Annotated in this window: 23 protein-coding genes; 9 read left to right on the plus strand and 14 right to left on the minus strand. The window is 36.6% G+C overall.

Annotated elements, in window-relative coordinates; genetic code table 11:
* Window positions 1-94 precede the first annotated feature (94 nt).
* On the plus strand, window positions 95-889 hold the full coding sequence (gene map, locus WFN33_RS00195) for a type I methionyl aminopeptidase (protein ID WP_151802897.1): 795 nt from the start codon (window positions 95-97) through the stop codon (window positions 887-889).
* A 349-nt stretch (window positions 890-1,238) separates the two neighbouring features.
* On the opposite strand, the gene WFN33_RS00200 is transcribed toward map, so the two are convergent.
* The 4 genes from WFN33_RS00200 to WFN33_RS00215 form a co-directional block, all read right to left on the minus strand.
* On the minus strand, window positions 1,239-2,411 hold the full coding sequence (locus WFN33_RS00200) for a benzoate/H(+) symporter BenE family transporter (RefSeq protein ID WP_336950754.1): 1,173 nt from the start codon (window positions 2,409-2,411) through the stop codon (window positions 1,239-1,241).
* A 630-nt stretch (window positions 2,412-3,041) separates the two neighbouring features.
* Window positions 3,042-3,695: a leucine efflux protein LeuE gene (gene leuE / locus WFN33_RS00205; protein ID WP_336950755.1), complete on the minus strand. Its 654-nt coding sequence runs from the start codon at window positions 3,693-3,695 to the stop codon at window positions 3,042-3,044.
* Between the two features lie 153 nt (window positions 3,696-3,848).
* A complete protein-coding gene (gene tal, locus WFN33_RS00210) occupies window positions 3,849-4,832 on the minus strand; it encodes a transaldolase (RefSeq protein ID WP_336950756.1) in 984 nt (327 codons plus the stop codon).
* Window positions 4,833-4,920: 88 nt separating this feature from the next.
* Window positions 4,921-5,811 carry a LysR family transcriptional regulator gene (locus tag WFN33_RS00215; protein WP_034618362.1) on the minus strand — a complete coding sequence of 297 codons (891 nt, stop codon included), beginning with the start codon at window positions 5,809-5,811 and terminating at the stop codon, window positions 4,921-4,923.
* A 147-nt stretch (window positions 5,812-5,958) separates the two neighbouring features.
* Between WFN33_RS00215 and aceI the strand changes: the two genes are divergently transcribed.
* The 6 genes from aceI to WFN33_RS00245 all read left to right on the plus strand — a co-directional run bounded on the left by aceI (window position 5,959) and on the right by WFN33_RS00245 (window position 14,093).
* A complete protein-coding gene (gene aceI / locus WFN33_RS00220; RefSeq protein WP_336950757.1) occupies window positions 5,959-6,384 on the plus strand; it encodes a chlorhexidine efflux PACE transporter AceI in 426 nt (141 codons plus the stop codon).
* A 584-nt stretch (window positions 6,385-6,968) separates the two neighbouring features.
* The gene (locus tag WFN33_RS00225; protein ID WP_336950758.1) at window positions 6,969-9,038 is read left to right on the plus strand and encodes a hypothetical protein; all 2,070 of its coding nucleotides are present in this window, start codon (window positions 6,969-6,971) and stop codon (window positions 9,036-9,038) included.
* Window positions 9,039-9,169: 131 nt separating this feature from the next.
* A complete protein-coding gene (locus WFN33_RS00230; protein WP_336950759.1) occupies window positions 9,170-10,885 on the plus strand; it encodes an AAA family ATPase in 1,716 nt (571 codons plus the stop codon).
* 23 nt (window positions 10,886-10,908) lie between these two features.
* On the plus strand, window positions 10,909-11,322 hold the full coding sequence (locus tag WFN33_RS00235; RefSeq protein ID WP_262086329.1) for a hypothetical protein: 414 nt from the start codon (window positions 10,909-10,911) through the stop codon (window positions 11,320-11,322).
* A gap of 397 nt (window positions 11,323-11,719) precedes the next feature.
* On the plus strand, window positions 11,720-13,174 hold the full coding sequence (locus WFN33_RS00240; protein ID WP_336950760.1) for a SulP family inorganic anion transporter: 1,455 nt from the start codon (window positions 11,720-11,722) through the stop codon (window positions 13,172-13,174).
* A 535-nt stretch (window positions 13,175-13,709) separates the two neighbouring features.
* Window positions 13,710-14,093 (plus strand): 5-carboxymethyl-2-hydroxymuconate Delta-isomerase, encoded by a 384-nt coding sequence (locus tag WFN33_RS00245; protein ID WP_336950761.1) that lies wholly within the window; start codon window positions 13,710-13,712, stop codon window positions 14,091-14,093.
* An 83-nt stretch (window positions 14,094-14,176) separates the two neighbouring features.
* Here the strand turns inward: WFN33_RS00245 and WFN33_RS00250 are convergent, their stop codons facing one another.
* The 4 genes from WFN33_RS00250 to WFN33_RS00265 all read right to left on the minus strand — a co-directional run bounded on the left by WFN33_RS00250 (window position 14,177) and on the right by WFN33_RS00265 (window position 17,659).
* On the minus strand, window positions 14,177-14,749 hold the full coding sequence (locus WFN33_RS00250; protein WP_336950762.1) for a DUF4240 domain-containing protein: 573 nt from the start codon (window positions 14,747-14,749) through the stop codon (window positions 14,177-14,179).
* 63 nt (window positions 14,750-14,812) lie between these two features.
* Window positions 14,813-15,679, minus strand: coding sequence for a hydroxyethylthiazole kinase (thiM, locus tag WFN33_RS00255; protein ID WP_336950763.1), 867 nt, complete (start codon window positions 15,677-15,679; stop codon window positions 14,813-14,815).
* Window positions 15,680-15,688: 9 nt separating this feature from the next.
* Window positions 15,689-16,843: a hypothetical protein gene (locus WFN33_RS00260; RefSeq protein ID WP_336950764.1), complete on the minus strand. Its 1,155-nt coding sequence runs from the start codon at window positions 16,841-16,843 to the stop codon at window positions 15,689-15,691.
* Window positions 16,844-17,395: 552 nt separating this feature from the next.
* Window positions 17,396-17,659 (minus strand): hypothetical protein, encoded by a 264-nt coding sequence (locus WFN33_RS00265; RefSeq protein WP_336950765.1) that lies wholly within the window; start codon window positions 17,657-17,659, stop codon window positions 17,396-17,398.
* 1,438 nt (window positions 17,660-19,097) lie between these two features.
* Between WFN33_RS00265 and WFN33_RS00270 the strand changes: the two genes are divergently transcribed.
* Both WFN33_RS00270 and WFN33_RS00275 read left to right on the plus strand, forming a co-directional pair.
* Window positions 19,098-19,763 (plus strand): YccT family protein, encoded by a 666-nt coding sequence (locus tag WFN33_RS00270; protein WP_336950766.1) that lies wholly within the window; start codon window positions 19,098-19,100, stop codon window positions 19,761-19,763.
* Between the two features lie 469 nt (window positions 19,764-20,232).
* The gene (locus tag WFN33_RS00275) at window positions 20,233-20,790 is read left to right on the plus strand and encodes a GNAT family N-acetyltransferase (protein WP_336950767.1); all 558 of its coding nucleotides are present in this window, start codon (window positions 20,233-20,235) and stop codon (window positions 20,788-20,790) included.
* A gap of 47 nt (window positions 20,791-20,837) precedes the next feature.
* Here the strand turns inward: WFN33_RS00275 and WFN33_RS00280 are convergent, their stop codons facing one another.
* The 6 genes from WFN33_RS00280 to WFN33_RS00305 form a co-directional block, all read right to left on the minus strand.
* Complete coding sequence (locus WFN33_RS00280; protein WP_336950768.1) at window positions 20,838-21,134, minus strand: cyd operon YbgE family protein; 297 nt, start codon at window positions 21,132-21,134, stop codon at window positions 20,838-20,840.
* Window positions 21,135-21,137: 3 nt separating this feature from the next.
* Window positions 21,138-21,239 (minus strand): cytochrome bd-I oxidase subunit CydX, encoded by a 102-nt coding sequence (gene cydX, locus WFN33_RS00285; RefSeq protein WP_002120988.1) that lies wholly within the window; start codon window positions 21,237-21,239, stop codon window positions 21,138-21,140.
* 30 nt (window positions 21,240-21,269) lie between these two features.
* Window positions 21,270-22,415, minus strand: coding sequence for a cytochrome d ubiquinol oxidase subunit II (cydB, locus tag WFN33_RS00290; RefSeq protein WP_004719675.1), 1,146 nt, complete (start codon window positions 22,413-22,415; stop codon window positions 21,270-21,272).
* Window positions 22,412-23,998 carry a cytochrome ubiquinol oxidase subunit I gene (locus WFN33_RS00295; protein ID WP_004719676.1) on the minus strand — a complete coding sequence of 529 codons (1,587 nt, stop codon included), beginning with the start codon at window positions 23,996-23,998 and terminating at the stop codon, window positions 22,412-22,414. The genes cydB and WFN33_RS00295 overlap by 4 nt, the downstream gene beginning before the upstream one ends.
* Entirely contained in the window at window positions 23,998-24,189 is a 192-nt protein-coding gene (cydP, locus tag WFN33_RS00300) for a cytochrome oxidase putative small subunit CydP (RefSeq protein ID WP_004719678.1), read from the minus strand. The genes WFN33_RS00295 and cydP overlap by 1 nt, the downstream gene beginning before the upstream one ends.
* 796 nt (window positions 24,190-24,985) lie before the next feature.
* Window positions 24,986-25,600, minus strand: a complete 615-nt coding sequence (locus WFN33_RS00305) for an OB-fold-containig protein (RefSeq protein ID WP_336950769.1) — start codon at window positions 25,598-25,600, stop codon at window positions 24,986-24,988.
* Between the last annotated feature and the right edge of the window lie 7 nt (window positions 25,601-25,607).

The following is a 25,607-nucleotide window of genomic DNA, read 5'->3' on the forward strand; positions in this document are numbered from 1 at the left end:
GATTTTGCATTTTTATTGAATATGATAGGCGGTAAATTGCCCTAAACGTATTGAAAAGGCATATAATATTTTTTCACTTTTGCGGACAGATCCAATGAAAGCTTCTACAGTCACCATTAAAACCGAACAAGACCTTGAAAAATTAAGAGTGTCGGGGCGTTTAGCTGCTCAAGTTTTAGCAATGATTGGTGAATATGTGAAGCCAGGGGTGACGACTGAGTATTTAGACGATATTTGCAATGATTTTATTGTCAATACGTTGAAAGTGATCCCTGCAAATATTGGATATTATGGTTATACCAAAACCACCTGTATTTCTCCAAATGAAGTGGTCTGTCACGGTATCCCATCAAAACACAAGGTTTTAAATGATGGTGATATTATCAATATAGATGTTGCGATTATCAAAGATGGTTATTTTGGTGATACCAGTCGTATGTACTATGTGGGTACAGTTAAACCTGAAGCGAAAAGACTGGTTGAAACGACTTATGAAGCGATGGTGGCTGGAATTCATATGGTTAAACCCGGTGCAACACTTGGGGATATTGGTCATGCGATTCAACAAGTTGGGCAACGTGAAGGTTATACGATCGTTCGTGAATATTGTGGTCATGGGATTGGTAAGATTTATCATGAGCAACCTAACGTATTACATTATGGTCAACCCGGGCAGGGCTTAGTGCTTAAAAAGGGTATGGTTTTTACCATTGAACCGATGATTAATGCGGGGAAATCCAGTGTCAAAGAGTTGAAAGATGGTTGGACTGTGGTCACTGCGGATAAGTCACTGTCAGCGCAATGGGAACATATGGTTGCAGTCACAGATACGGGCTTTGAGTTGCTTACACCGTGGCCTGAAGGCACTGGAAGCTACCCGGAAATTTGAACTTTAGACTTTAGTCTATTGAATGAATTGTGATCGATGATTTATTGTTTTTTTATCTTTAAAAATGATATTGTTATCACTTTATTTAATAGAAATGTGACTATTTCTGGGGATATTTCCGTTTAAGAAATATCCAATAAGTGTTTTTAAGTATTGGTTTAAATATTAACCAATCGCTAAGATAGCTTCCAGATTCTCGCTGTAGTTTCTATTGTTGTTCCAAGCTTTCTAGCTTACCCATCCTAGGGTAAGCTTTTTTTTGTCTATCGCTTCTCGATTTGCTTTGATTTGACAATTGAAAATTTAAAATAAGATGAATGAGCCTCCATTCATCTTATTGATCAAAATGCTATTTTTTAAGTTTAAAGTTTAAAATAAACGAAACAGCGAATCCAAATAGGAGTCCCCAAAAAGCGGAACCAATCCCAAAAAACTGAACACCTGATGCACTGAATAAGAAGGTGAGCAGTGCGGCTTCACGATCTTTGACTTCATGAAATGCAATCGCAATATTATGGCTAATCGTACCAAACAAGGCGATCCCCGCTAATGCCACAATAAAAAGATGTGGAAAAGACATCAATAGACTTGTCAATGTTGCCGCAAATAGCCCCATCAAAATATAAAAGAAACCACAGCTCATGCCAGCAATATAGCGCTTCGCAGGGTCTGGGTGAACTTGGTCATCCAGACTGACTGCAGCACTGATTGCAGCAATATTCACGGTATAACAGCCAAATGGTGCAAGCAAAGTCTGCGCTGTACCTGTCCAACCAATAAGTTGGTTAACATGGGGTTTATAGCCATAACTTTTAATCATCGCAATCCCTGGTAAATACTGAGATGCCATATTGATTACAAATAAAGGCAGTGCCAATCCGAGAATTGCAGACCATGTGAACTCAGGTGTCATCCATACTGGTTTTGCCAATCCCCACTGTAAGGTTGGAACATGAAACTCCATAAAAAATGGACAAATGATAATTCCTGCGATCACGGTAATCACAATACAATAACGAGCCCATAGCCGTTTAGTGACGATATAAACCGTCAAAAGGCTGAGAATAAATGCCCAGTCGTTTTGCATACTGGCAAATAGAGCAATACCAAACTTGAGTAATACACCTGCCAGCATGGCACTGGTCAAACTCTGAGGAATATACGAAATAATTTTTTCAAATATGCCTAAAAAGCCTAGTGTGGCGGTCAGTAAACCACTCACTAAGAAAGCACCAATGGCTTCATAGAGTGAGTAGCCGCTGGCAGTGGCAATGATGAGTGCAAGTGCAGCGGTTGACCATGAGGTGGCAACAGGATATTTGAATTTCCAAGAAAGAATTAATCCTGAAAGACCTATACCTAAACCGAGTGCCCAAAACCAAGAGGTAATTTGTTCAGGGTTTGCGCCAAGTAATTGAGCTGCTTGTATGACGAGTACAGCCGAAACACTGATACCAATTAAAAAGGTAATGAAACCTGCAAATACAGCAGGTATAGAGAAGTCTAGGAGTAACTTTTGCATGATCCCTTGCTTTTAAATTGGATTGAATGGTTGAAAATGCAACCATCATACAGGGATCATTTTAAAGCTTATAGGGTTAATTGGAATTAAATATAAAAAGTAAATATAAAACTGATTAGATTATCATTATGAGAGAATATGGCTTTTTTAATCTAGAACTATCTTAGTTGAAAACAATGTATAGTCAAACCACCTAATTATTCATATAAGTGATTTGCACCAATTCATTTTTGATACTTTTGAATTATAGTTGGTGATCCTACTGTGGGGCGACATGGATGTCGCCGTTGGGCGGGGGTACAGGACATAGCCTTCGCCCAGCAAAAGATTTTTGTCCCTTTTTATCTCTAAAAAGGGAGGCATCGCCAACGCAAAGGTATTTAAACGTTGAATGTAAGCTGTGGTATTACAAGCTTTTATAATCAAAAAAGTCTTTTCATATAATTGATTTAATTAAAAAATAATTAATTGAGAGAGGTTGTATTCTTGTGTCTGATTTTTTTGACAGGTTGACTATAGATTACCCATTGATAAAGATTAGATATTGCCTTGAATAGAAAGCGCAGTTTATCCAAAAGAACGATTCAAAAAAGAATGTTTTAATTGGGAGATTTATTTAACTAAATCAGGTTACATTGTTGAAACAGCAAGCTTTATTCCAAAAGCACAGAACAGTAAACCTACACAGGCAACACAACCTGCAGCAATTTTGTAGCGTGTATTGAAAAAAGTGGCGAGCTTAACGCCTGAGAAGATCAAGATCGTCAAATAACTCATACTGATGATTTGCAGAATCACAGAAAGTGCCGCAAAGCTTAAAGCGGGGTAAGGGTAATCGGGATCAACAAACTGAACAAAGAACGAGAGATAAAATAAAATTGCTTTTGGGTTGAGTAAGCTAATGGTTAGCGCTGTTCGAAATGGATGGAATTGTTCGTGAGTTGCAGTATTGGATGTATTTGTTTGCAGCGTTTGTGGTTTGTTTTGCCAAGTTTTGATACTTGCGATCAGTAAACGAATACCGAGATAAGACAAATAGCTTGCGCCTACAACTTTGAGAATGATAAATAACCAGGGAAAGGCGTGTAGTAAAGAGGCAGCACCTAAAACAGTACAGAGAATCAGAATTAAATCTCCTGTAAATACGCCTAAAGCACCGATATAGCCCGTTTTAATTCCAAATCGAGAGGCAATTGACATGACATACAATGAGTTGGGACCGGGTAAAATGACGATGAAAATAGTCCCTAGTATATATGTCACTATATCGGTAATACCAAACACAACATTCTCACTGTATAAATAAGAAAAGCGAAATAAAAAAGCCGAGTGGTTATGATAACAAACTCGGCTTTAGAGTGTGAGCGATTTTAGTGCAATTTTACCCAAAAGCGCATCTACAATTTAGATTTATATAAATCATTCTAAATACATAGATTAGTCAATAAAATCAGCATCTAGACCAAAAGATTGGCGCAATAATAATGCAAGTTGTTCACGCGCTTTGATAAAACCGTCAATCCCGCTTTGCAATAATTGGAATGCCATTAAATCAGCTTCCAATTGTTGTTTAAATTCAGCTTTAGAGATCTCTTGATGTTCTTGAGCAGTCTGTTCAGTGTCTAAGCTAAGTTGAGAAACCACATGACGTTGATCATTTTTCAATTTTTCTAGCAGACCCGGTGCAACGGTTAAAAGGTCGCAACCTGCTAAACCTAAAACTTGGTCAATGCTACGGAAGCTTGCGCCCATCACTTCAGTTTTGATTTGATGTTGCTTGTAGTAATGATAAATTTGTTTAACAGACAATACGCCTGGATCTTTCTCAATTGGATAGCTCTCTACATTTTCAGCTTTTTTAAACCAATCTAAAATACGACCGACAAATGGAGAAATCAAAGTAACCCTTGCATCTGCACATGCTTTGGCTTGATGTAAACCAAAAAGAAGCGTTAAGTTACAATGAATGCCTTCTGCTTCTAGCACTTTTGCTGCTTGAATACCTTCCCATGTAGAGGCAATCTTGATCAGAATACGATCTTGGTCTATCCCATATTCTTTATACAACGCAAGTAGCTCTTTGGCTTTGGCAATGGTTTCTTCGGTATTATAGGAAAGGGCTGCATCCACTTCTGTTGAGACACGACCTTCTACAATATTTAAAATTTCGACACCCAGTTTGACGGTGAGAATATCGATGGTGCGTTCAACGAGTGCATCTAATTCATAACCTTCTTTTTTTGCTTGAGCATAGGCATCTTCAATCAGCTCACGACTTTCAGGCTGTTGTGCTGCTGCTGTAATGAGTGACGGGTTAGTCGTTGCATCCAAAGGGCGAAATTGTTGAATTGCGTTTAAATCACCTGTATCAGCAACGATAGTGGTTAAGCGTTTTAATTGATCTAATGCAGATTGTGTCATTACCGATTATTTCTTAGTTAAAATATTTGTGATTTATTTATAACACAATGCGATTTGAGCAAAAGAGGAAAATGTACTGAAAGGCCTATTATTTTGTATGAATTCTTTGATTTCGAATGTGATTAATCAAAAAACGAGCAGCTGAGCCTAAATTGCTCTCACGACTCCAGACTAAGTCCACAAAATATTCAAATTTTGGTGTGAAATCGAGCAAATCCAAGATTTTTAACTTATGTTTAAGCTCAGGATTTTCATTAAACATTTCTAAGGGAAGTACTCCCCAACCCAGTTCTTTTAAAATTAAAGCACATGCTGAGTGGTGATTGTCCGTCCGCCAATAGTTTTTAGAATAAAGCAGTTCAGGTTTAATGGTTCGATCACGACTTGCCACGACAATTTGTCTGGATTGTAGGATTTGTTCAAAAGTAACTTGTTTATGTGCTGATAATGGATGATGAATAGCTGAAACAGGAACCAAGGCTTCTTTTTTAAATTCGACAAATTGCTCACGGCTTTCAAGTATTTCACGTTCAAACATCAATGCCAGTTGTGCAGTCTGATTCATCAGCATTTTCAGCGCATCTTCTTGTGGTGCTGAGAAGATATTAATTTCTAAAGTTGGAAAATGCTCTCCCAACAGTGCAATGTATTCAGCCCAGTCTGTATGCAGTAATTCAGAAACCACCACGATATTTAATGAGGATTCCAAGCCTTCGCTAAGTGCAATCGCTTGTTGTTTCCACTGATTCATTTCTACTAGCAGTTGTTCAGTTTTTTCATATAAGCGTTGAGCTTGAGGCGTAGGGATTGGTTCACGTCCCACACGATTAAAGAGTTTTAGATTTAAGTCTATTTCCAAGTTGGCGATAGACATACTGACAGCGGAGGGGACTTTGCCAAGCTGTCGGGCTGCTGCTGAAAATGAACCTGTTTCCATCACCGTTTTAAAGATGGTGAGTTGTTCTTGGTTAATATTCATACGTTTGGCGCCATTCTGTTTAATTCTTCAATCATTAAATTTACTCCAATTCATACGACCTTTCAATAAAATTGAAAGAACCTGACTCGATTGATCAATATTATAAAAATATAATGCATCCATCGAATCAAAAAAGAGTAGTTTTAAATGATGATTTCCAAAAGAAGGGTTATTCATGCATTAAGCTATGAAGTCATCCTGTTGGTGATCATAGCGATTGCATTAAGTTTTATTTTTGAAGTGCCAATGGAAGTTACTGGTGTATTAGGTGTTGCGATGGCCGTGACTTCAGTGGTTTGGAATATGGTGTTTAACCATTTCTTTGAACAATTTGAACGTAAGAGAAAACTTAAACGTACCATTGGTGTACGTATTTTACATGCCATTGGTTTTGAGGGTGGTTTGATGTTAGCCACGATTCCAATGGTTGCTTACGCAATGGATATGTCTTTGTGGCAAGCAATTTTATTGGATTTTGGAATGACCACCTGTATTTTGGTTTATACCTTTATTTTCCAATGGTGCTATGACTTGATTGAAGAGCGTATGGGGGCAAAGCCTTTACATTCTTAATTAAGCCTGCAATGCATTTATTTTAAATTTTAGTGAAAATTTCAAATGTGTTGCGATAGAGATCCCCTTAGTTTTTTTGAAAAGTAAGGGGATCTTTTTTATAAAAATTTAATTGAATAAATAACATATAATTAAAATAGATTTTAAATAATGAATAAAGAATGGATAAATTAGAATCAATAAAGATAAAACCCGTTACACGATCACAGCTCAGTTTAAACAAACTTTTGCAAAAGATAATTGGAATTCAATTTGTTTTGTAAAATTGTTCGCCTACAATAGGGTCTGTTAACATTTCATAAATGGCTTGCGTTGTAGGCTAAAATTGAGCAGGCAAAGCATGAAACGAAGAGAATAGCGAGACTATTTTCGAGTTTCATAACACAGACTGAGATAATTTTAACCATAACCCTTCGGGACTAGAGTTTTTTTGTCGCTACGTCGTTACGAACTACTCATTTAGCTGACTAAATTTCATATTTCGTGCCTCGAATCGTCTAAAAAAACTCGTTGTCGCAAACATAGAAGAAGTGTCAACAGACCCTAATAAATTCAATATATGTAAGAGATGGATTGAGGCAAATATGGTGCAGACAGTTCAGGAGCAGCTGCCAGATAGACACCAGCTTGCTGCTCAAGAATTACTTCAGGTTTCAGCAAATTTAAATAAGATTTATCTTGATCAATTTGACTATTTGTCCGAGATTACTGCGCACAACTTTTTCCAGTTTGATCCACAGCAGCATCAATTCAGTCTGGCAAATCAGTTACTCAATATCTACTTTGATGAAGAAAAGGGTTTAATTTTTGATTTAAATTTTGAAAAGTTACCGCGTTGTTTAGAAAATAAAATTAATATCAATCGTTTTGTTCAATATTTCTCAGAAAATATTTATTTTTATACAACAAAATATCATGAGATACATCCAACTGATTTAAAGACCAAAGCCCAAATCATCCGCCAAACGCTGATTGAGCAGGTTTTTGAGTGGGTTGATGGTGAAAATCGGGTAGAGCAGTATTTATATAATATTAGTGAAGCAGATGCAGAGCGTATTGATCAAATTTTGCTGCACTATGAATATTTTGATTATGCCTATGTTTCTGATTTTGCCAAATATGGTAAAGCGATTCCTTTAAGTGTTGAAATTAACATTAAGCATTTAGTGCTGATTAATTCTGTATTGGGTCAAGAGTTTTTACCGATTCAGTCATTGGTACCCAAATTTCAACAGGCCATTTTTTCTTTAGATCAGTTTATTCCAGCGCATTATTTGCGTATTTTAAAGATTTTTCACCCAGAATCATTACGCTTAAAAGAACTCAGCCAGTATTTTGCAAGTTATCAATTGCTGGCGGTACATGCTCAACAACAACCGCAAATGCTTGCTTATGCAAAATATATGAAACGCGGTTTTTGGCAATATCAGGATTTATTGAGCAAGCAGCACTTTTTACAAAAAGATGCTGAATATTGGGAACAGGATCAAGTTCCACAAATTCCAATTTGTAGTCTTAAGCGCACTGCAAATTGGCTATTTAAACAAGATGAACAGGTCAATGATTGGATTAGCCGACATATAAAGGACCCCAATGTCCGGATCACAATCACAGCATTAAGTTTGATTGATACTTCAAAGATTTATCCTGAAGTCACTGTAAGTGTTTTAAAGTATTTTAAAAATATTGCAGCACGGCTATTTTTAATTGAATGCCATTCCTTTGCAATTACAAATGAATGGCAAAAAAACCCAAAGAACAATCGTTATAGTTTTTTAAAAACAGAGATTGAAAATAAATCGAATAAGAAAACGATTTCTCATTCTTATTTATATATCGAAGAATGGTTGGATTTTGCTGCGTTGATGTTGGCAGATCAACCGCAGATGTATAAAAAAATATACCTTAAGATAAATCGAATCATTCAAGCATTTATGCTGTTTGTACAACACATTGCTCAGGGCTTGCCCAAACAACTGATTAAATTTATTGATCCGCAACGACAACAACATGCTGAATTCTTTATTCAGTTGCAAAAGCACAATATAACAGTCGATGATTTTCGTAAAAAACTGAAACACATGCAGATCGGTCGTGCATCTAACCCTAGTATATACGACAGCTTTGTTTTGGACTATGTGATGCATTTATTTAATGATCATCACGATATAGAGCGAAATGTCACTTGGTCTGGTCTATATCAGCAAGCACAGCGTTGGCATCAACATCATTATTTTGTTGATACCTTATCGACACTTAAAGAAAAAATAGATGTAGATCATTGGGATCGCGTTGCACCAATGCAAAAGATTTATTTTGATGAGTGGTGCTATGAGGAACTGAATAGCCTAAAACGAATTATTCAAGAGTCGTTGGTGTTTAAACACTGTTTGGCATTGTCCTATTGTGCGCGGATTGTAGATCGAGAATATGTAGCATTTCATGTATCGAAAGTTGATGATGCGACGCAGGAAATGACTTTGGGTTGTTATTATAAATTAGGACGTTTGGTCTTTGATCAATTGCGTTTACCCAATAATCTTATTCCTGATGAGTTCTATATATTGAAAGCTCAAGCTTTTATTGATGATGTAAATCAGCATTTAAAATGGAAAAGCAGTATTCAACCCAATGAAGAATTGGGAAACTTATAGTTTGACGCAGATCATTTTTAAGTGGGCTGTTTGGCTTTAATTCACTTTTCGTGATGCATTTGGCTTAACTTTTTATACAAAAATCGTTAGGCTATAGCCGTCCCATCCTGTTTAGGTAATTCAAGGCTGTTATGAAACAAGAAACTGCACTCAAACTTATGAAAGCGGGTGAAAATGTCTTTTTGACTGGATCTGCTGGTGCAGGAAAAACCTATACGCTTAATCAGTACATCAATTATTTAAAAGCACGCAAAGTCCCTGTTGCAATTACAGCATCTACGGGGATTGCAGCAACACATATGAATGGTATGACGATTCATACTTGGGCAGGTATTGGGATCAAAGATACGCTGACTGATGATGATTTGAAGCGTATGAAAGAGCGTAAATACTTAAAAGAGCATTTAGAAAATGCCCAAGTCTTGATCATTGATGAAATTTCAATGTTACATGCCAAACAGCTAAATTTAGTCAATCAAGTTTTAAAATATTTTAAAGAATCTGATGATGCTTTCGGTGGAATTCAAGTGATTGCAGCCGGAGATTTTTTCCAGTTGCCACCTGTAGGTAAAAACAGCGAACTAAATCGAGATAAATTTTGTTTTATGTCAACCGCTTGGGTTGAAGCAAAATTTCGTGTTTGCTACCTGACAGAGCAGCATCGTCAAGATGATTCGGCATTGAATGACGTACTCAATGCGATTCGTGCCCAGAATATTCAGCCACAGCATATTCAAGCGCTACAAGATACCCGTAATCAAGACATTGGTGATACCTACACGCGTTTGTATACCCACAATATGGATGTGGATAGCATCAACTTTCAGCATCTCAATGCGATTGAAGGGGATGATCATCAATTTGTAGCGGTGACAGATGGTAACGAAAAGCTGATCGAAACATTGAAATCTTCTGTACGTGCGCCTGACGAGTTGACGCTTAAAAAACATGCCAAAGTCATGTTCGTTAAAAATAACTTCGATATGGGTTATATCAACGGTAGTTTAGGTGAAGTTATTGGTTTTGAAGAGGACGATGAACTGGGAATGTTGCCTAAAGTCAAAATGACCGATGGTACAACCTTATTGGTTGCGCCAGAAACATGGTCTGTTGACAATGAAGGTGGTAAAACCATCGCCAGTCTACAACAAGTACCATTACGATTAGCTTGGGCGATTACTATTCATAAATCACAAGGGATGACCTTGGAAGCTGCGGAAATCAACTTAAGCCATACTTTTGAAAAAGGTCAGGGTTATGTGGCTTTATCACGGCTTAAATCGATTCAGGGTTTAAGATTGTTAGGTTTTAATGATCAGGCATTGGAACTGGATAGTCTTGCAATTAAAGCAGATCGCCGTTTTCAAGAGTTATCTAATGAAGCCGAAGTGCATTATGCAGATTCAGATTTAACTTCACAGCACAATGCTTTTATTCGTCATTGTGGCGGGACTTTAAATACCACTGAGATTGAACGTAATGAGAAGAAGCTGGCGCGTAATAGTGGTAAAACCAATTATGCCTCGGCAACACTTGATGAAACACGTGAATTGTTCGAGAGTGGGTATGAGATTCAGGATATTGCGGTTGAACGTGGATTAACTCCTGCGACGATTATCAATCATTTGGCTCGTTTACATCGAGAGCAAGGTTTAGATATCTCGATTGCAAATCCTGGTGAAGAAGTTGTAGAAAAAATTCGTGTGATCTATAAAAAATTGAAGAAACGTCAAGATCCAAGTCATTTTAATGATGATGGTGCGATTAAATTGCGTCCAATCGTTGATTTAACCAGTCCCAAAATGGGCTATGATCAGGTACGTTTGGCATTGTTATTTGTTGAGTGATAGATGTTTTTAGTGATGAATTAATGGCTAAATTTGAGAAAAAGTTATTAAGTCCACGTTTAGCTATTTTGTCTAAATGCAAATATTCTAATAGTTATAATCTCAGCTTTCAGTTGTGCCCATTTTATTATGCGCATGAATTGATAGATTCAAATATTTCTTTTGAAGGGTTGGAGCTACCATCTCCATTTTTAAAAGATTTGCTTGGGTTGACGTTGGTTTTTGATGAAAATGAATGTGATGCATTTAATGGGTGTTTTACCATTAAAAGTATCCATAATCCTGTCGATTTATACCAATTGGCATTTATTGAAAGTCGTGACGGTTATCTAAAAGTGATTGCGAAAATCAAGATCGATTTTGAGTTTGAGCAATTTGATGATTTTGAAAATCTAGAATTGGTGATCAATGCTACTGTTGCATCTCAGATCTTATGATTCAATCGTTTTAAGTGAAAAAGAATGCATTAACACAGATGTTTATTGATGATTTTGTTAAGGTCTATCAATAGAATACAATAGATGTCGTGCTTTGAATGAGATAAAGAACCATAAAGCGCCCTAGTCCAGAAATGTTTCATCTCATGGTTATTCTTATTCTAAAATTAAAGTGAATTTCAGCATCGTATAGCTGTGTAGTAAATTTGGATGCTATACTCGCACTTTAACTTCCTTCAAAACCAGTGCTTTTTTATGACACTTACGCCACCTTAAGTTTATTTACCTCTTCTAATTTGTAAATAACTCATCACTGTCTAGTGATGTGGTGTAGTCGTTTGTGTGTCGTATATCACATCACTAGCCTATCAAAAAATCAAAAAAATAGGCGCTATTTATGTTATCTAATATCCGAGAACAATGGTTCTCTAACATCCGTGGGGATGTGCTTGCTGGACTTGTTGTGGGGCTTGCACTCATCCCCGAAGCTATTGCTTTTTCAATTATTGCTGGTGTAGATCCAAAAGTGGGTTTATATGCATCATTTTGTATCGCCGTCGTGATTTCGTTTGTTGGGGGACGTCCAGCAATGATTTCGGCAGCAACAGGCGCTATGGCATTGCTTATGGTCACTTTAGTAAAAGAGCATGGCCTTGAATATTTACTTGCTGCAACAATTTTAACGGGTGTGATTCAAATATTTGCAGGCTATTTGAAGTTAGCGAAGTTAATGCGGTTTGTTTCTAAATCTGTAGTGATTGGCTTTGTGAATGCTTTAGCTATCTTAATTTTTATGGCTCAGTTGCCTGAATTTGTGAATGTGACGTGGCATGTTTATGCTTTGGTTGCATTAGGTTTGGTAATCATTTATTTATTTCCGCTCATTCCAAAATTAGGAAAAATACTGCCTTCACCGCTTGTGTGTATTATTGCAATTACGATATTGGCAATGAGTCTTGGATTTGATGTGCGAACAGTTGGGGATATGGGGGCTTTGCCTGATACGCTTCCAATATTTTTACTTCCAGACATCCCTTTGAATGTTGAAACATTGAAGATTATCTTGCCGTATTCATTCGCATTAGCGGCAGTTGGTTTACTTGAATCTATGATGACAGCGACGATCGTGGATGAAATGACGGATACACCAAGTGATAAATATCAGGAATGCAAAGGGCAAGGAATCGCCAATATTGCATCTGGTTTTATGGGCGGAATGGCGGGTTGCGCAATGATCGGTCAATCTATGATTAATGTGAAATCTGGCGGTTTAACTCGCCTATCAACATTCTCAGCAGGTATTTTTCTTCTTATTCTTGTTGTGTTTATTAGTGACTGGCTCAAAGTGATTCCAATGGCTGCATTGGTTGCTGTAATGATTATGGTCTCTATTAGTACCTTTGAATGGCGTTCTCTAACTAGCTTTAAAGCAAATCCTAAAAGTAGTAATGTTGTGATGATCATGACTGTCATAGTGGTCGTGGCTACTCATAACCTCGCATTAGGTGTACTCAGTGGCGTTTTGCTTTCAGCGCTATTTCTTGCCATTAAATTAGAAAATGATATTCAGGTGAAGTCTGCTTTTGAAGAATCAGCACGTTTATATGATTTAAGCGGTCAGATTTTCTTTAGCTCTTCTGAAAAATTTATGCAAAGCTTTGACTTCAATGAGAAAATTTCAAATGTCATTATCGATTTGACTCACTCCCATATTTGGGATGTCACATCTGTTGCGATGTTGGATTCTGTTGTAAGCAAATTTCGTAAGAATGGAATCAATGTCACAGTACGTGGTTTAAATGAAGCGAGTTCAATTATGATCGATAAGTATGGTACACATGCCAGAATTTAAATTAACGAGACTCTATATTTATGTAGAGTCTCTAAAATCGGTATAATCTTAATTATCCAAGTACTTCGTAATATGAATTAGCTAAGATTCATTTATGGGATATATGCCACAAATGCTAAAACTAAAATCAGCAAGTGAGAATGGTTTTAGCTTGTGGAATATTGATACAGCTGAAAAATATAATCAATGTAGTGTAAAAAATGTTTGAAATAATTAAGATGCTAACTTAAGCCCAATGTCTAGCTTTTAAAAAAGATTCAAACTTAAAGTAATATTTACAGATTAAAATCAACGAAATATAGATTAGTGTTTGATTTATCTCGAATTCCCTATCATTTAGAAAATTTAGTATTTGGAAGTAAATTTGTAGAGCTAAAGGTAAGCTAAAAAATAACACCTTTACGACTTGCTTTTTCTTTTATAGTTCTCATAAATCTAAGCGCTAAAATGCTAATTTAGCGTTAATTTTACAGTTTTTTTATATATTAATGCTATAATTTTTATCAATATCTAGTGCTTTCAAACGGTTAATACCATGCCACAAATGTTTATTGATTATTCTGACAATATTCAAAATTTAGATAAAAAGAAATTGATGTTGGGCTTAAATCATGCACTGTTCGATACAGGGTTAGTGGGGCAAGCACATGATATTAAATCCCGTATTCAATCAGTTTCGGATTATTTGATTGGCTTTGGGGATGAAAGTGGCGAGCAGAGTAAGCAGGCATTTATTTTTGTACGTTTACAAGGTCTAAGTGGTCGTACTGAACCACAAAAAGATTTAATGACTGAAAATTTATCGCAATTTTTACAGTCATTTGAAGATTATTCTGCACAGGGTTTAGAAATTCAGCTCTGTGTAGAGTTTGCTGAAATGCCACGAGAAATTTATAAAAAAGTTTTCGTGCAAAAATAATCAGATTGGGGCTTAGAAGATAAGCCCCAATCTTTTACTTATTTATTTCTAAGTTCGCATATTGCTTTAACCAGTTTTGGATATCATGCTTGTAACTCAACACCATTGAGTAAATCTCTTTCAATCTTGCCTGCTGCAAAATCATAGTGATGTTCTGGATGTTGTAAATATACTGCATCACGAATCTCAGACTCTTCTTCATTTTTATAATGAACGCTATATGCTTCATCAGCAACATAGAGTAGACCCTCAGCCCAAGTGTCGCCTATATCAAAACTATATTTTCTGCTAACAAAGTTTTGAATATCTTCTTGTATGTCATCAAAGAAATCCTTGCCTTTGAGGATTAACCAACATCTAAAATAAATAAAACCATCATCTGATAGATAAGCATCGAAATTGAAAATACCATCTTTTTCCGTAAATTCAGATTCTAGAATTGTCGAGAGTTCTGCGATTTCAGCGCTATAGAGTTGTGAGAGTTTGAGCTGAAGTGTTTTTTCAAAAATAATCAGTTGTTGTTTATCCAACTGAGATAAATATTGCACAAGATCTTGTAAATGCTGGTCAATATCATAGTCAGACCAGTGAGCATCTTTGTTGTGGTTCGACTGGTCTATTGCGTCCCAAAACAATTTTTCTTCTTGTAATGACATATGTGGTTTCATAATCGGTTTAAGCTTAATTTTAATGATTAAAAGCAAGTTTATATTTGTACTCTAAAGACTTAAGACTTCTATATCAGCATATTGCCAAATTTTATCCGCACTCATTTGATGTATTTCATCTAGAAATGCGACATTAAAGCTCCCAACAGATTGGGCTTTTTCAAAAGCTAATTTTCCTGCAATCGCAAAATGGATATGTGCAGAGACTGCTGCGATCGTGACTGTTGTGACCGCACTATACGCTGCAATTAATGCGCCTAAAGCGCAACCTGTTGCCGTAACTTTAGGCTGTAAAAAACTTCCGCCATTAACCTGAATCACGCTATTGAGCTGTTTAGAAAGAATAAAGTCAGATTCACCAGAAATTGCAACACATTCAGTATGGGTTAAAAGTGCTAAAGCTTGCAAATAGACTTCATTACTCGAAACAGTACTGTCTACACCTTTGGATTCAACCTGATTACCGGCAAGTGTACTGATCTCTGAAGCATTGCCACGAATAATACTCGGTTTAAGCAAAACCAATTGATCGACCATTTCACTGCGCCATTTGAGAAATGCACCATAACCAACAGGGTCGAGAACCCACGGTATATTTTTACTTGTTACAGTTTGTGCTGAAATCTGCATGGCCTGCATTTGTTCAGACGTAGGCGTTCCCACATTGATACTTAATGCTGCAGCAATAGACGCAAAGCTTTCAGCCTCAAATGGGTTATCAATCATTGCCGGTGAAGCCCCAGCAGCTAACAAGACGTTGGCAGCATAATTTGCTGCGACACTATTGGTAATACACTGGACTAAGGGCTGTTGAGTTTGCAACTCAGTCCAAGCATTCACAACTTTTTGTAAAATGACATCAGTGCGTGTATGAAGTTGATCCGTTTGAGAATGGGTAATATTTTCAGGATGATTCATAGATGCTCCTTACTGAGTAAAGTAGTGGTCTTGGTGTTTGCAACTGCGACAAAATAATGTCACATAATTTTGTGCATCGTACTCAACTGTCAATTCGTTTGAGCCACAATACATACAGCGCTTTTGTGAATAGAAATTTAACCGGGGTTCGATCTTTTTCCATGATTTCCACACAGGTTGAAAGAAGATACCTTCATCGTAGCCTAAAAACCGATAAAACAGTATTTCACTCATTCTACTCAATGGAATATTCGGTGGGCGTGGCAGGGTTGAGGTTTCCCATTTTTCTGCAATTGCACGTTCTCTATATTGTTGTACTGTTTTTTTGAGAATATTGGTATTTATAAAGTTTTCGTTACGAACTTGTAGCGCCTTTTTTTGATATAAATATTCAAGCGCAGTTTGAATAAGATAGAAAATTTGCCCAACGGCCAATGTGTCGAGTAGGTGATAACAGAAGATTTGGAAGTTTTTATTACCCGAAATCTGGATACCCCACGTGCGGCAATAATGTTGGGTAAACTGTACAATTTCTTGATACAGCACAACATAGAGTGCATTTTTCACTTCATCGGATGTTTTAAATGGGATACCTTGGCTTAGATTCTCATAGAACCAATGGCGTAGTTGTGTTGCAATACTAAACATACTCGGTTCAGAATAACCATCCAAACGAACGTTGATATAGTATTGGTGGGCATCATCGCTAAAATCTTTGGCGACAAAAACATTATCTTTAATCAGCTGATTGAGAAGTTGACTTTGAAAATAGTAATTGGGTGTAATGGGATGATATTTAATTACTTCCCAATCAATAAACTCTTGATGGTTGGTATTTTCATGCACCTGATTGTCTAAAATACTCAGTAAAAATAATTTATGTAAAAAACTGAGCTGGTCTAAACCTAATTCAAAGTTATCTTTTTTCTTTAGCTTACGGGTTTCTTGCAAGCGAGTTTCTTTAATCAGTTTACGCCGTTTGCTTTGACATGTTTCACAATGACAGTTACGTTGATTGTTTTGAAAAACTTGATGATTGCAATGGCTACATTGGTGAAAACTGACTTCTTTCTCAAATTCTTCAGCTTCAACATAATACATACTTGCCTGACAAAGCGGGCAAAATGTACTTTCATCCAGCTGTTTTTGCAGAATTTGAAGCATAGAGATAAATGTATAAATTATTAAGGACTTTTCATTATACACATCTATATAGATGAAAGCTGATTGCTTAAATTGAATGTTTTATAAAATATACATATTCGATCATGATTGAAGCCATTGTATTGTTATTCAATGATATTCAAAAAACTAAATCTCAACGATTCAATCCAGTTGAGTGCAAGTTTAGATGTTTCTAAATGAGATCATTTTTTAATCTTTCCCTCTGGTCCGTATGTAGAATGCTGTTATGGTATTTTCTTGCTCAAAGAACTTAAAATATTCAAAATGACCCGATTGAGAACCGTTATATTGGTCGCTTCGTTGCGTCAAAACATATTGACCATTCAGAATTATTGCAGGACAAATAGCGCAGTCTGACTTGTATTATCATTTTGAAAAGCAAATATTTATAATCCCATTGCAAAAGTAACGATGTGGGGCCTTGGAGAACTGAAGCTTGTATATGGTTTAAATGCGGTAAATAGAACGTATCTATTGATTCTATTTACCGATAAAAGGTGATTTAAACAATAATCCTAATGGTTATATGCCTTAGTAAGCAGCAGGACACGGTAATTCAGAATCCTCAAAATGCTCCATTTTAGCTTGAAGCAATGCCTTGGCTTTTTTAGCTGGAACTCTGTGCTGTCCTAGCATTTCATATTCCTTTAAAAGCGCAGTCACTTCACTGCTTTTTAAAGGAATGCCTTCGCAAGTCATAAACATCGCAATAACTTGATGATCTAACTTAGCTTTATCCAGCATTTGCATCGTTTTAATGTTTTCAACACGAACTATATGGTCTTTAAAAATCATGTTGCACCTCATTTTTTGTTGAGTATTTTTATTGTGCGATATACACGATATTAAACAAGCAAGAACTGTGCTCAAAATGTAGTCGCTTTGAAAAAAGTGTAATGTTTTGCATTGTGGCGGTTTAGGATTTATCGTGCACCTAAGGGTTGTTAAAAGCCATTACCCTTGCCAATATGCAACTGATGGTTGGATTCCATGACACAAAGAATATCTTTTGTTTCCATTTATTCAGTACATTGAAACCATTACGTACAATCGCAATACGATGTTGCACATTGGCCAGATTGGTTGCGGTGAGTGGTGCTGGAATAATGAGATAGGGGTGAACATTAATTTAAATTTATTGATGCCCACAAGGATATCACCACGTAAGCCTAAATTTTTTAAACAGAGTGACACTATAAAATCGTTAAGTTTAGCAAAATCGCGTATTAATGACTTATCCCACATCGGTTGTAGGATTTTCTCTTGTTCATGAATACCAAAGCTGATGGTGTATTTTTAGCCATTTTTTTAAATTTTGATGAATAAATGCCTAATCGAAGTGTTTCTTCATCCGCAATTTTTGTAATTGAAACGCTTGTGTCAGGGTAGGTCTATAGCCAGTCAGATATTGTGCGCATCATAATGTTGATGCATGATACTGAGTCCACCAGTATCTGCCATAACATTGGCTTGTCCATTAAATTCATTCATCATTGGCTTGGGCAATGGTGGCCTTTAATGTCGGTACATTCATCCCTCTAATAATGATGTTTTGACTATTGGTGACATTTAAAGAGGGGTCAAAGCATTAGACAATGAGGAGTTTGATTCATAGGTAGAACGGACCTTATTGACTAAAAAACACTCAGATTTGACCAGAAGAATTTTAGGTTATATGACTGAGTGCATCGTAATACATCAAAATAAAGGCATTGGTTGCTAGCACTATTTTTTATTTTGATTAGTGATGACTATATGTATTTATAGCTAATTGCCTAACTGTGGCCAATTTTGCTACGGGTATTTTTTTGAGCGTTGTACAGGGTTAGCTTGAGTGGCGTAACCGGTTGCTACAATATATAGTTTGTGTGGCATAAGCTACGACAAACAGCTGTAATAATAATGATATATCTCGTTATTATTGCTTTAAATCAGGATATGGTTTTCTTATTCATGGGGAACATCCTTTTAATTTGTTTTTAGAGTTATGCTTATTCTGAATGTGTGCTATTCAAAGGATCTAGTTTTAGATAAGAAGAAATAATTTTAAAATGTGATTTCAGGACAAGCAGATGAATGATTTTATTCCAGTAAATGAGAAATTATGTGATAAGTAAAATGAAAATATTTTCATTATAAAAATTAGAACAAATCACCATTGTCATAAAACTGTCATCACGACATTGCATAGTGCAATAAATTTTACATATTTTTGACATAAGAGTAGAGCAATATGGCATTTAAATACGGCGTTGCTGCATTAGCTTTAATGCTAAGCGGATCAGTTTTTGCAGCAGTCACCTTATCTGCGCCAGAAGAAATTGTAGTATTGGCGGTGAACGATCAAGAAGTGAATTCAGGTTTAATCCGTAAAAAGAATGAATATAAAGTCGATGCAGGTCAAGTTGCAGTAAGTGTTCGTTACCAGCAATATTTTGAACATTTAAATGGTGAACACGATATTTTAAAATCGGGTGTAGTCACAGTGACAGCGCCAGATTTAAAAGATGGTCAAACTTATAAAATTGCTTTAGTGAATCCGCCTCAGCGTTTTGAAGATGCAAAAAAGTATTCAGAACAACCAACGATTGCGATTTATGACAATAAAAATCGCCTCGTGGTACAACAGACTGGTGTAAATACTGAAGCGAAGCCTTGGTTAGGTTCTGGGTTATTTGGCAAAGTGATTGATTTAACTTCAAGTAAGAAAGCGCCAGTAAATCAACCAGCGGCTGTATATGCAACAACGACAAGCCAGTCACCAGCAGCAACCACAGTTACTAAGACCACTCAAGCCTTAAGTGATGCCAATTCAGCAGATCGCCAATTGATTCAAATCTGGCAAAATGCAAGTAAGGCGGAACGTCAGAAGTTTATGACTTGGTTAGCTGAGCAATAATTTTGAGTACATGTGAAAGACCATTTCGATGGTCTTTTTTTGTATTTAACTGAATAATACAATTTTATAAAAGTTAGTTTATAGTTCTGTGGAGTTTGCACTTCCCCATCTTTTCTTGAAAATTTAAATATCTTTGTGTAGGCAATGTCTCACTTTTGTAGGGAAATACCAATCTTGTGCTACAAACAAAACTGTACTTTGTTTTGCGTTTGTTTGGCGAGGGGGGACGTGCAATACCCCCGCATTTTCACAGATAATGGGCGACATTGATGTCGCCACATGATAGACACACCAGATATGATTAAATAGTGCAAAAGCATAAATGGTTTGATTGATATAATATTCATCATCTTGATGATTATAAATTATTTTATGGGTAAGACGGAATGGAGTGAGAATAAGGCTTTTCTCGCTACCATTTTCGTTTTATAAAGTACTTTACTCAGCTTTAATATGACAGAAATAAAACTTGATAAAATATCAGCTTAATTTTAGAACAGTACGAATATCTGACATTACACATTTAGTTGATCTGATTAATTCTGCCTATCGGCAGCAAGAAGGTCGTAGTTGGACAAGTGAATCAGAAATTGTCGCGGGTGATCGTATCAATGCCAAGCAATTAGAACAAGCATTGACTCAGGATAATTTTCAGTTATTTGTTGCTGAATTGGAGGAGCAAATTGTCGCATGTATTGGTCTGACTTTTACCCAGCATGATGTGGAAATCGGCACATTTTGTATTGCAGCTCAATTACAGAATCAAGGTATTGGCAAATACGTTTTAGATTTTGCTGAACGGTATGTGCATGACAAAGTTCTATCCAACCCTTGCCATTTTACGCATTTCGTTATGTGGGTTTTAAGTGTACGTTATGAATTGATTGCTTATTATCAGCGCCGTGGCTATGTTCAAACGGGTGAAGTGGCGGATTATCCTTTAACTGCAAATGTAGGCCTACCTATTGTAGATTTGCATTTAATCGAAATGAGAAAGAGTGTTAAAAGTAGCGTTTCATCTAATTAAAATAAAACCCTAAATAAATCAGGGTTTTATTGTTTCAAATTTTGGATTTAGCTCAAGAACCAAGTGTAATAGCCCCATAGCATGAGTGGCCATGCAACATAGGGGCTAAATAACCATTTCCATAACCAAAACTGTGGTAGAAATCCTACCCCATGTATAAAGCCACCTGAAATACCAATCATCACCATCATGAGCGCACTATGGTTATAATGACCATTGGCATCAAGCATTGCGCCAGGGTGAATCAATAATACCGCAGCAAGAGGCAATGCCATCAAAAACGAAATGGCCATTGCAAACTTATTCGGCTTTCTTTCTTTTGTTGTCATTGCGATCTCTGTCATGGTTTATTCCTCATCCAAATCTTGATGATGTTCAATATAGAGTGCGCTTAACACACCTGCAAAACACGCCATCAAGATCCCAAGAATCCAAGCGAAATACCACATAAATATTCTCCTATTTGCTTAGACACAGCCTTAGTACAGGCTGTGTGAGTTATCTTGAACATGTTTGTTGGTGATAACGCCCCACATCTTGTAATAACACCATGTGGTATAGATTAAAATAATTGGCACAAATATAGAAGCAACCACAGTCATTACTGTTAATGTATTCTTACTCGAAACCGCATCCCACATGGTTAAACTTACAGTTGGGTTGATACTCGATGGCATTAAGAATGGGAATAGTGCAAAACCAGCAGTTAAAATTGAACCAGTCACTGCTAAGGTAGAACCTGTAAAGCTCACGCCAGCTTTGTTTTTACCAGCACCAAAGATAATCAGGATTGCACCAAGGATTGCAGAAATAGGTGCAAGCATGGTGATCGGGTAAATTGAATAGTTATTCATCCAACCATGGTTACCCGTTGTTAATACTTCTTTCGCAAGCGGATTAGCAACAGCATTGGTATTAAATGGTTGTACCAAAGTATATCCTTCGATGCCACCAAAATATAACCAAGCACCAACGCCCAAGAAGGTAACTAAGAAGAGAATGCCCATCAATTGTGTGGCTTTAGCAGAACGTTGACGTAATACACCATCTGTACGCAGCATTAACCATGCGCCACCATGTGCACACAGCATCGACAAGCTTACTATACCGCAAACCAAGGCAAATGGATTGAGTAGGGCAAAGAAGCTACCTGTATAAGTTGAACGTACAGTCTCATCTAAAGTAAACGGTACGCCTAAGAACATATTACCAAATGCAACACCGAAAACCAGCGCAGGTACAGCTCCACCGATACATAAGCCCCAATCCCAAGAATTACGCCATTGAGTATTTTGAAGTTTAGAGCGATAGTCAAAGCCAACAGGTCTAAGGAAGAGTGCAAATAAGACCAGCAAGAGCGCCCAGTACATACCTGAGAAGGCCGTTGCATAAACCATAGGCCAAGCAGCAAATAGTGCACCACCCGCAGTCACGAACCAAACTTGGTTGCCTTCCCAATGCGGTGCAATGGTATTGATTGCTGCACGGCGTTCATCATCAGTTTTACCTACAAATGGCATGAGTGCCATTGAGCCCATATCGAAACCATCTGTCAGGGCAAAGCCAATCAGTAGAACACCGACTAAAACCCACCAGATAATTTTGAGAAGTTCATATTCGATCATGATTGATTCTCCCCAGTTTGAGCTTGCTGAGCTTCAAGTTTCTCGAAGTGATATTTGCCTGTATGTAAAGAACTTGGTCCTAAACGTGAGAATTTGATCATTAAATACATTTCAATAATCAATAACACCGTATAGAACGCGGCTAATGCAATGATTGATCCCCATACATCGCCAGTGCTTAAACTTGATGCAGACAGATGTGTAGGCAACACTTCACCAATGGTCCATGGTTGACGACCGCCTTCAGCCACATACCAACCTGTTTGTGCTGCAATCCAAGGTAATGGCAGTGCAAACAATGCAAATTTAAGTAACCACGGTTTATTTTCTGCATTACGTTTTGCCACAGCAAATGTTGCAAGAATAAACAGGAGTAGCATCAAGAAACCAGAAGCGACCATTGCACGGAAAGAGAAGAACAATGCGGTTACATTTGGAATCGTATCTTTTGTTGCTGCTTGAATATGTGCTTCAGAAGCATCCGTTACATTTTCAGTATACTTTTTGAGAAGTAAGCCATAACCTAAATCTTTTTGGTTTTCTTTGAACGATGCCATAAGTTCAGGCGAACGGTCACCAGCACGAAGTTTTTCGAGTTCGCTATATGCGACCATACCATTACGGATACGGGCCTCATGCTGAACCATCAAATCTTTAAGACCTGTGACTTCTTTATCGAGTGAACGTGTGGCAATAATACCCATTGCATACGGGATTTTTATAGCGTAGTCAGTACGTTGTTCTTCCTGATTTGGAATACCAAATAAAGTAAATGGCGCAGGCGCAGGATGTGTTTCCCACTCAGACTCAATTGCTGCCAACTTAGTTTTTTGAACGTCACCAAGCTCATAACCAGATTCGTCACCTAGTAAGATTACTGAAAGTGTAGATGCTAAACCAAAGATTGCAGCGATGGCGAAAGAGCGACGCGCAAATGGTAAATCACGTTTTTTCAATAAGTAATAACTCGAAATGGCAAGAACAAAGATTGCACCAGTCACATAACCTGCTGACACCGTATGAACAAATTTCACTTGAGCAACTGGGTTAAAAATCAAAGCACCAAAATCGACAAGTTCCATACGCATGGTTTCAAAATTAAATTCTGAACCGACAGGATTTTGCATCCAACCATTGGCAACTAAAATCCATAATGCGGATAAATTCGAACCCAGCGCAACTAGCCATGTCACACTTAAATGTTGAACTTTTGAAAGGCGATCCCAGCCAAAGAAGAATAAACCAATAAAAGTTGATTCTAGAAAGAATGCCATCAATCCTTCAATGGCAAGTGGCGCACCAAAAATATCACCCACATAGTGAGAGTAGTACGCCCAGTTTGTACCAAACTGGAATTCCATCGTCAGACCAGTGGTTACACCTAAAGCAAAGTTAATACCAAAAAGTTTGCCCCAGAATTTGGTCATGTCTTTATAAATTTCTTTACCAGAAATCACATAAGTGGTTTCCATAATGGCAAGAATAAAAGCCAGACCTAGAGTAAGTGGTACAAATATAAAGTGATACATCGCGGTCATTGCAAATTGGAACCGCGAAAGATCGACCACGCTTTCAGAAATCATCAACGTGTCTCCTTGATTTGGGAAGGACTGCCAGCAATACGCTCAGCAACTTGGTTATCAAAATCTTTAGGAATAGTCGGAGCATCAAACCAGATATGTTTGATCGTCATTAGAAGAGCAATCTTAATTATTAATATGACTGCAATTTCTCTGACAAGCCGACGGTTTAAATCGTTAGGTTTTAAGCTCATGCGTTAAGCCTATTATTTAAATATGCTTATATTATTAAACAAAACGCAACAGGAAATAAATAGATAAAACAGTTAAAATAAAAATATATTATTAAATTTATATTAAACAAGTAGTTAAAAATTTACTTTGTTAAAAAATATTCTAAATTTTATTGATTTTAAAGTTGATCAAAACACTTAGAATTAATAAAAATAAAACCAACTAGAATGGTATTGTTTAGATTTTATTAAACCAACTAAATTAGTTTGATTTAGTTTTTTCTTTAAAAATTAATCTGATTAAAAGAGTTGGTTTTAAATTTTTATAATTGTGCTGTAAAATAAATCAACCACTTGAATTCTTACACAAGTACGATTTTATGTTTTAATAAATAATAGACTTTTTACTAGAATTTTACTTAAAGTAAGAGCCCCATTGGCTCATGTAAAAGATGAAAGAGTAAAATATCGGATTGTGGTTTCATGTTTATTCTAAAGAGTAAATTCTAATTTTTGCGATGTCGTAAATTAGGGGGGATGTTATGCAATATTTAGTGGGTTATAAAGTGGAGCTATCAGTGTGAAGGGTGGTTTTCATCTCGTAGAACATGTTTAAATTTAGCTATAGATCTCTGAAATTATTGCTGATTAAGTTTAGTTTTCGCTTAGACTATTGCATTAAATTCTGCTTCATTTCTTGATGTAAAGTTATTATTTTATTAAAGTTTATGGGGGAGAACAAGATATAAAAATATAGTGAGTAATTGTACTAATACGTCGCACAAAAGAATGTTGACTTAAATGAACAAATTATGAATTAATATTGGTCTGAACTAAATAGATGATTTGAAATTGAAATCTTCTTCGCAATATAATGGGATTTTCTAAAACGTATTAAGATAATTTGAGATTGAAATTCTAATTCACCAAATTCTGGTTCGACTTGGATATAGTGAAGCTGTCCATTTTCATCACGTACTCGTGCTTGAGCTGAAAAACCTGGGCGTGCATTACCACTAGAAACAGTAGCTAATCGTCCAAGCAAGTCAACTTGATTCAATGCAACTTTAGGTTTTATCACCTGATCCAAACAATGAATCATAAACACGGTAAAGAAGATTGCAATCACCAATGCGGGTAAAACCACATAATACCAAGCGGCAAAAACTTGTTTGCTGGCAAAGATAGATAGCTGTAAAAAATAGCCTGCAAAACTAAAATTCAATAATAAAAAAACGAAAATAAGAACTTTGGAAAATTTAACTTGTAGTAAGGGGGATTCGATGAGCCAATCTGGTGAAATTTTTTTCAGAAAGGTACTTGGCCGTAAGCCGATATAGTAGCCAAAAGTTTCTGCCATACTCAGCAGAATTAAAGCCAAGACACTGAGGTGAAAGGGCATTAATTCATGTTCAAATAAAAATCCAAGCATGGCAGTT

This window comes from Acinetobacter sp. AS167, assembly GCF_037152175.1.
Classification (GTDB): Bacteria; Pseudomonadota; Gammaproteobacteria; order Pseudomonadales; family Moraxellaceae; genus Acinetobacter.

What these genes read in the sequence shown, in the direction of transcription:
- WFN33_RS00200 (WP_336950754.1), bottom strand. Translation starts at nt 2,411, where the DNA reads ATGCAAAAGTTACTCCTAGACTTCTCTATACCTGCTGTATTTGCAGGT.
- WFN33_RS00225 (WP_336950758.1), top strand. Translation starts at nt 6,969, where the DNA reads ATGGTGCAGACAGTTCAGGAGCAGCTGCCAGATAGACACCAGCTTGCT.
- WFN33_RS00215 (WP_034618362.1), bottom strand. Translation starts at nt 5,811, where the DNA reads ATGAATATTAACCAAGAACAACTCACCATCTTTAAAACGGTGATGGAA.
- WFN33_RS00265 (WP_336950765.1), bottom strand. Translation starts at nt 17,659, where the DNA reads ATGATTTTTAAAGACCATATAGTTCGTGTTGAAAACATTAAAACGATG.
- WFN33_RS00280 (WP_336950768.1), bottom strand. Translation starts at nt 21,134, where the DNA reads ATGACAGAGATCGCAATGACAACAAAAGAAAGAAAGCCGAATAAGTTT.
- aceI (WP_336950757.1), top strand. Translation starts at nt 5,959, where the DNA reads ATGATGATTTCCAAAAGAAGGGTTATTCATGCATTAAGCTATGAAGTC.
- cydP (WP_004719678.1), bottom strand. Translation starts at nt 24,189, where the DNA reads ATGAGCTTAAAACCTAACGATTTAAACCGTCGGCTTGTCAGAGAAATT.
- tal (WP_336950756.1), bottom strand. Translation starts at nt 4,832, where the DNA reads ATGACACAATCTGCATTAGATCAATTAAAACGCTTAACCACTATCGTT.
- cydX (WP_002120988.1), bottom strand. Translation starts at nt 21,239, where the DNA reads ATGTGGTATTTCGCTTGGATTCTTGGGATCTTGATGGCGTGTTTTGCA.
- WFN33_RS00250 (WP_336950762.1), bottom strand. Translation starts at nt 14,749, where the DNA reads ATGTCATTACAAGAAGAAAAATTGTTTTGGGACGCAATAGACCAGTCG.
- thiM (WP_336950763.1), bottom strand. Translation starts at nt 15,679, where the DNA reads ATGAATCATCCTGAAAATATTACCCATTCTCAAACGGATCAACTTCAT.
- WFN33_RS00260 (WP_336950764.1), bottom strand. Translation starts at nt 16,843, where the DNA reads ATGCTTCAAATTCTGCAAAAACAGCTGGATGAAAGTACATTTTGCCCG.
- WFN33_RS00240 (WP_336950760.1), top strand. Translation starts at nt 11,720, where the DNA reads ATGTTATCTAATATCCGAGAACAATGGTTCTCTAACATCCGTGGGGAT.
- WFN33_RS00245 (WP_336950761.1), top strand. Translation starts at nt 13,710, where the DNA reads ATGCCACAAATGTTTATTGATTATTCTGACAATATTCAAAATTTAGAT.
- WFN33_RS00270 (WP_336950766.1), top strand. Translation starts at nt 19,098, where the DNA reads ATGGCATTTAAATACGGCGTTGCTGCATTAGCTTTAATGCTAAGCGGA.
- WFN33_RS00230 (WP_336950759.1), top strand. Translation starts at nt 9,170, where the DNA reads ATGAAACAAGAAACTGCACTCAAACTTATGAAAGCGGGTGAAAATGTC.
- map (WP_151802897.1), top strand. Translation starts at nt 95, where the DNA reads ATGAAAGCTTCTACAGTCACCATTAAAACCGAACAAGACCTTGAAAAA.
- WFN33_RS00235 (WP_262086329.1), top strand. Translation starts at nt 10,909, where the DNA reads ATGGCTAAATTTGAGAAAAAGTTATTAAGTCCACGTTTAGCTATTTTG.
- cydB (WP_004719675.1), bottom strand. Translation starts at nt 22,415, where the DNA reads ATGATCGAATATGAACTTCTCAAAATTATCTGGTGGGTTTTAGTCGGT.
- WFN33_RS00295 (WP_004719676.1), bottom strand. Translation starts at nt 23,998, where the DNA reads ATGATTTCTGAAAGCGTGGTCGATCTTTCGCGGTTCCAATTTGCAATG.
- WFN33_RS00305 (WP_336950769.1), bottom strand. Translation starts at nt 25,600, where the DNA reads ATGCTTGGATTTTTATTTGAACATGAATTAATGCCCTTTCACCTCAGT.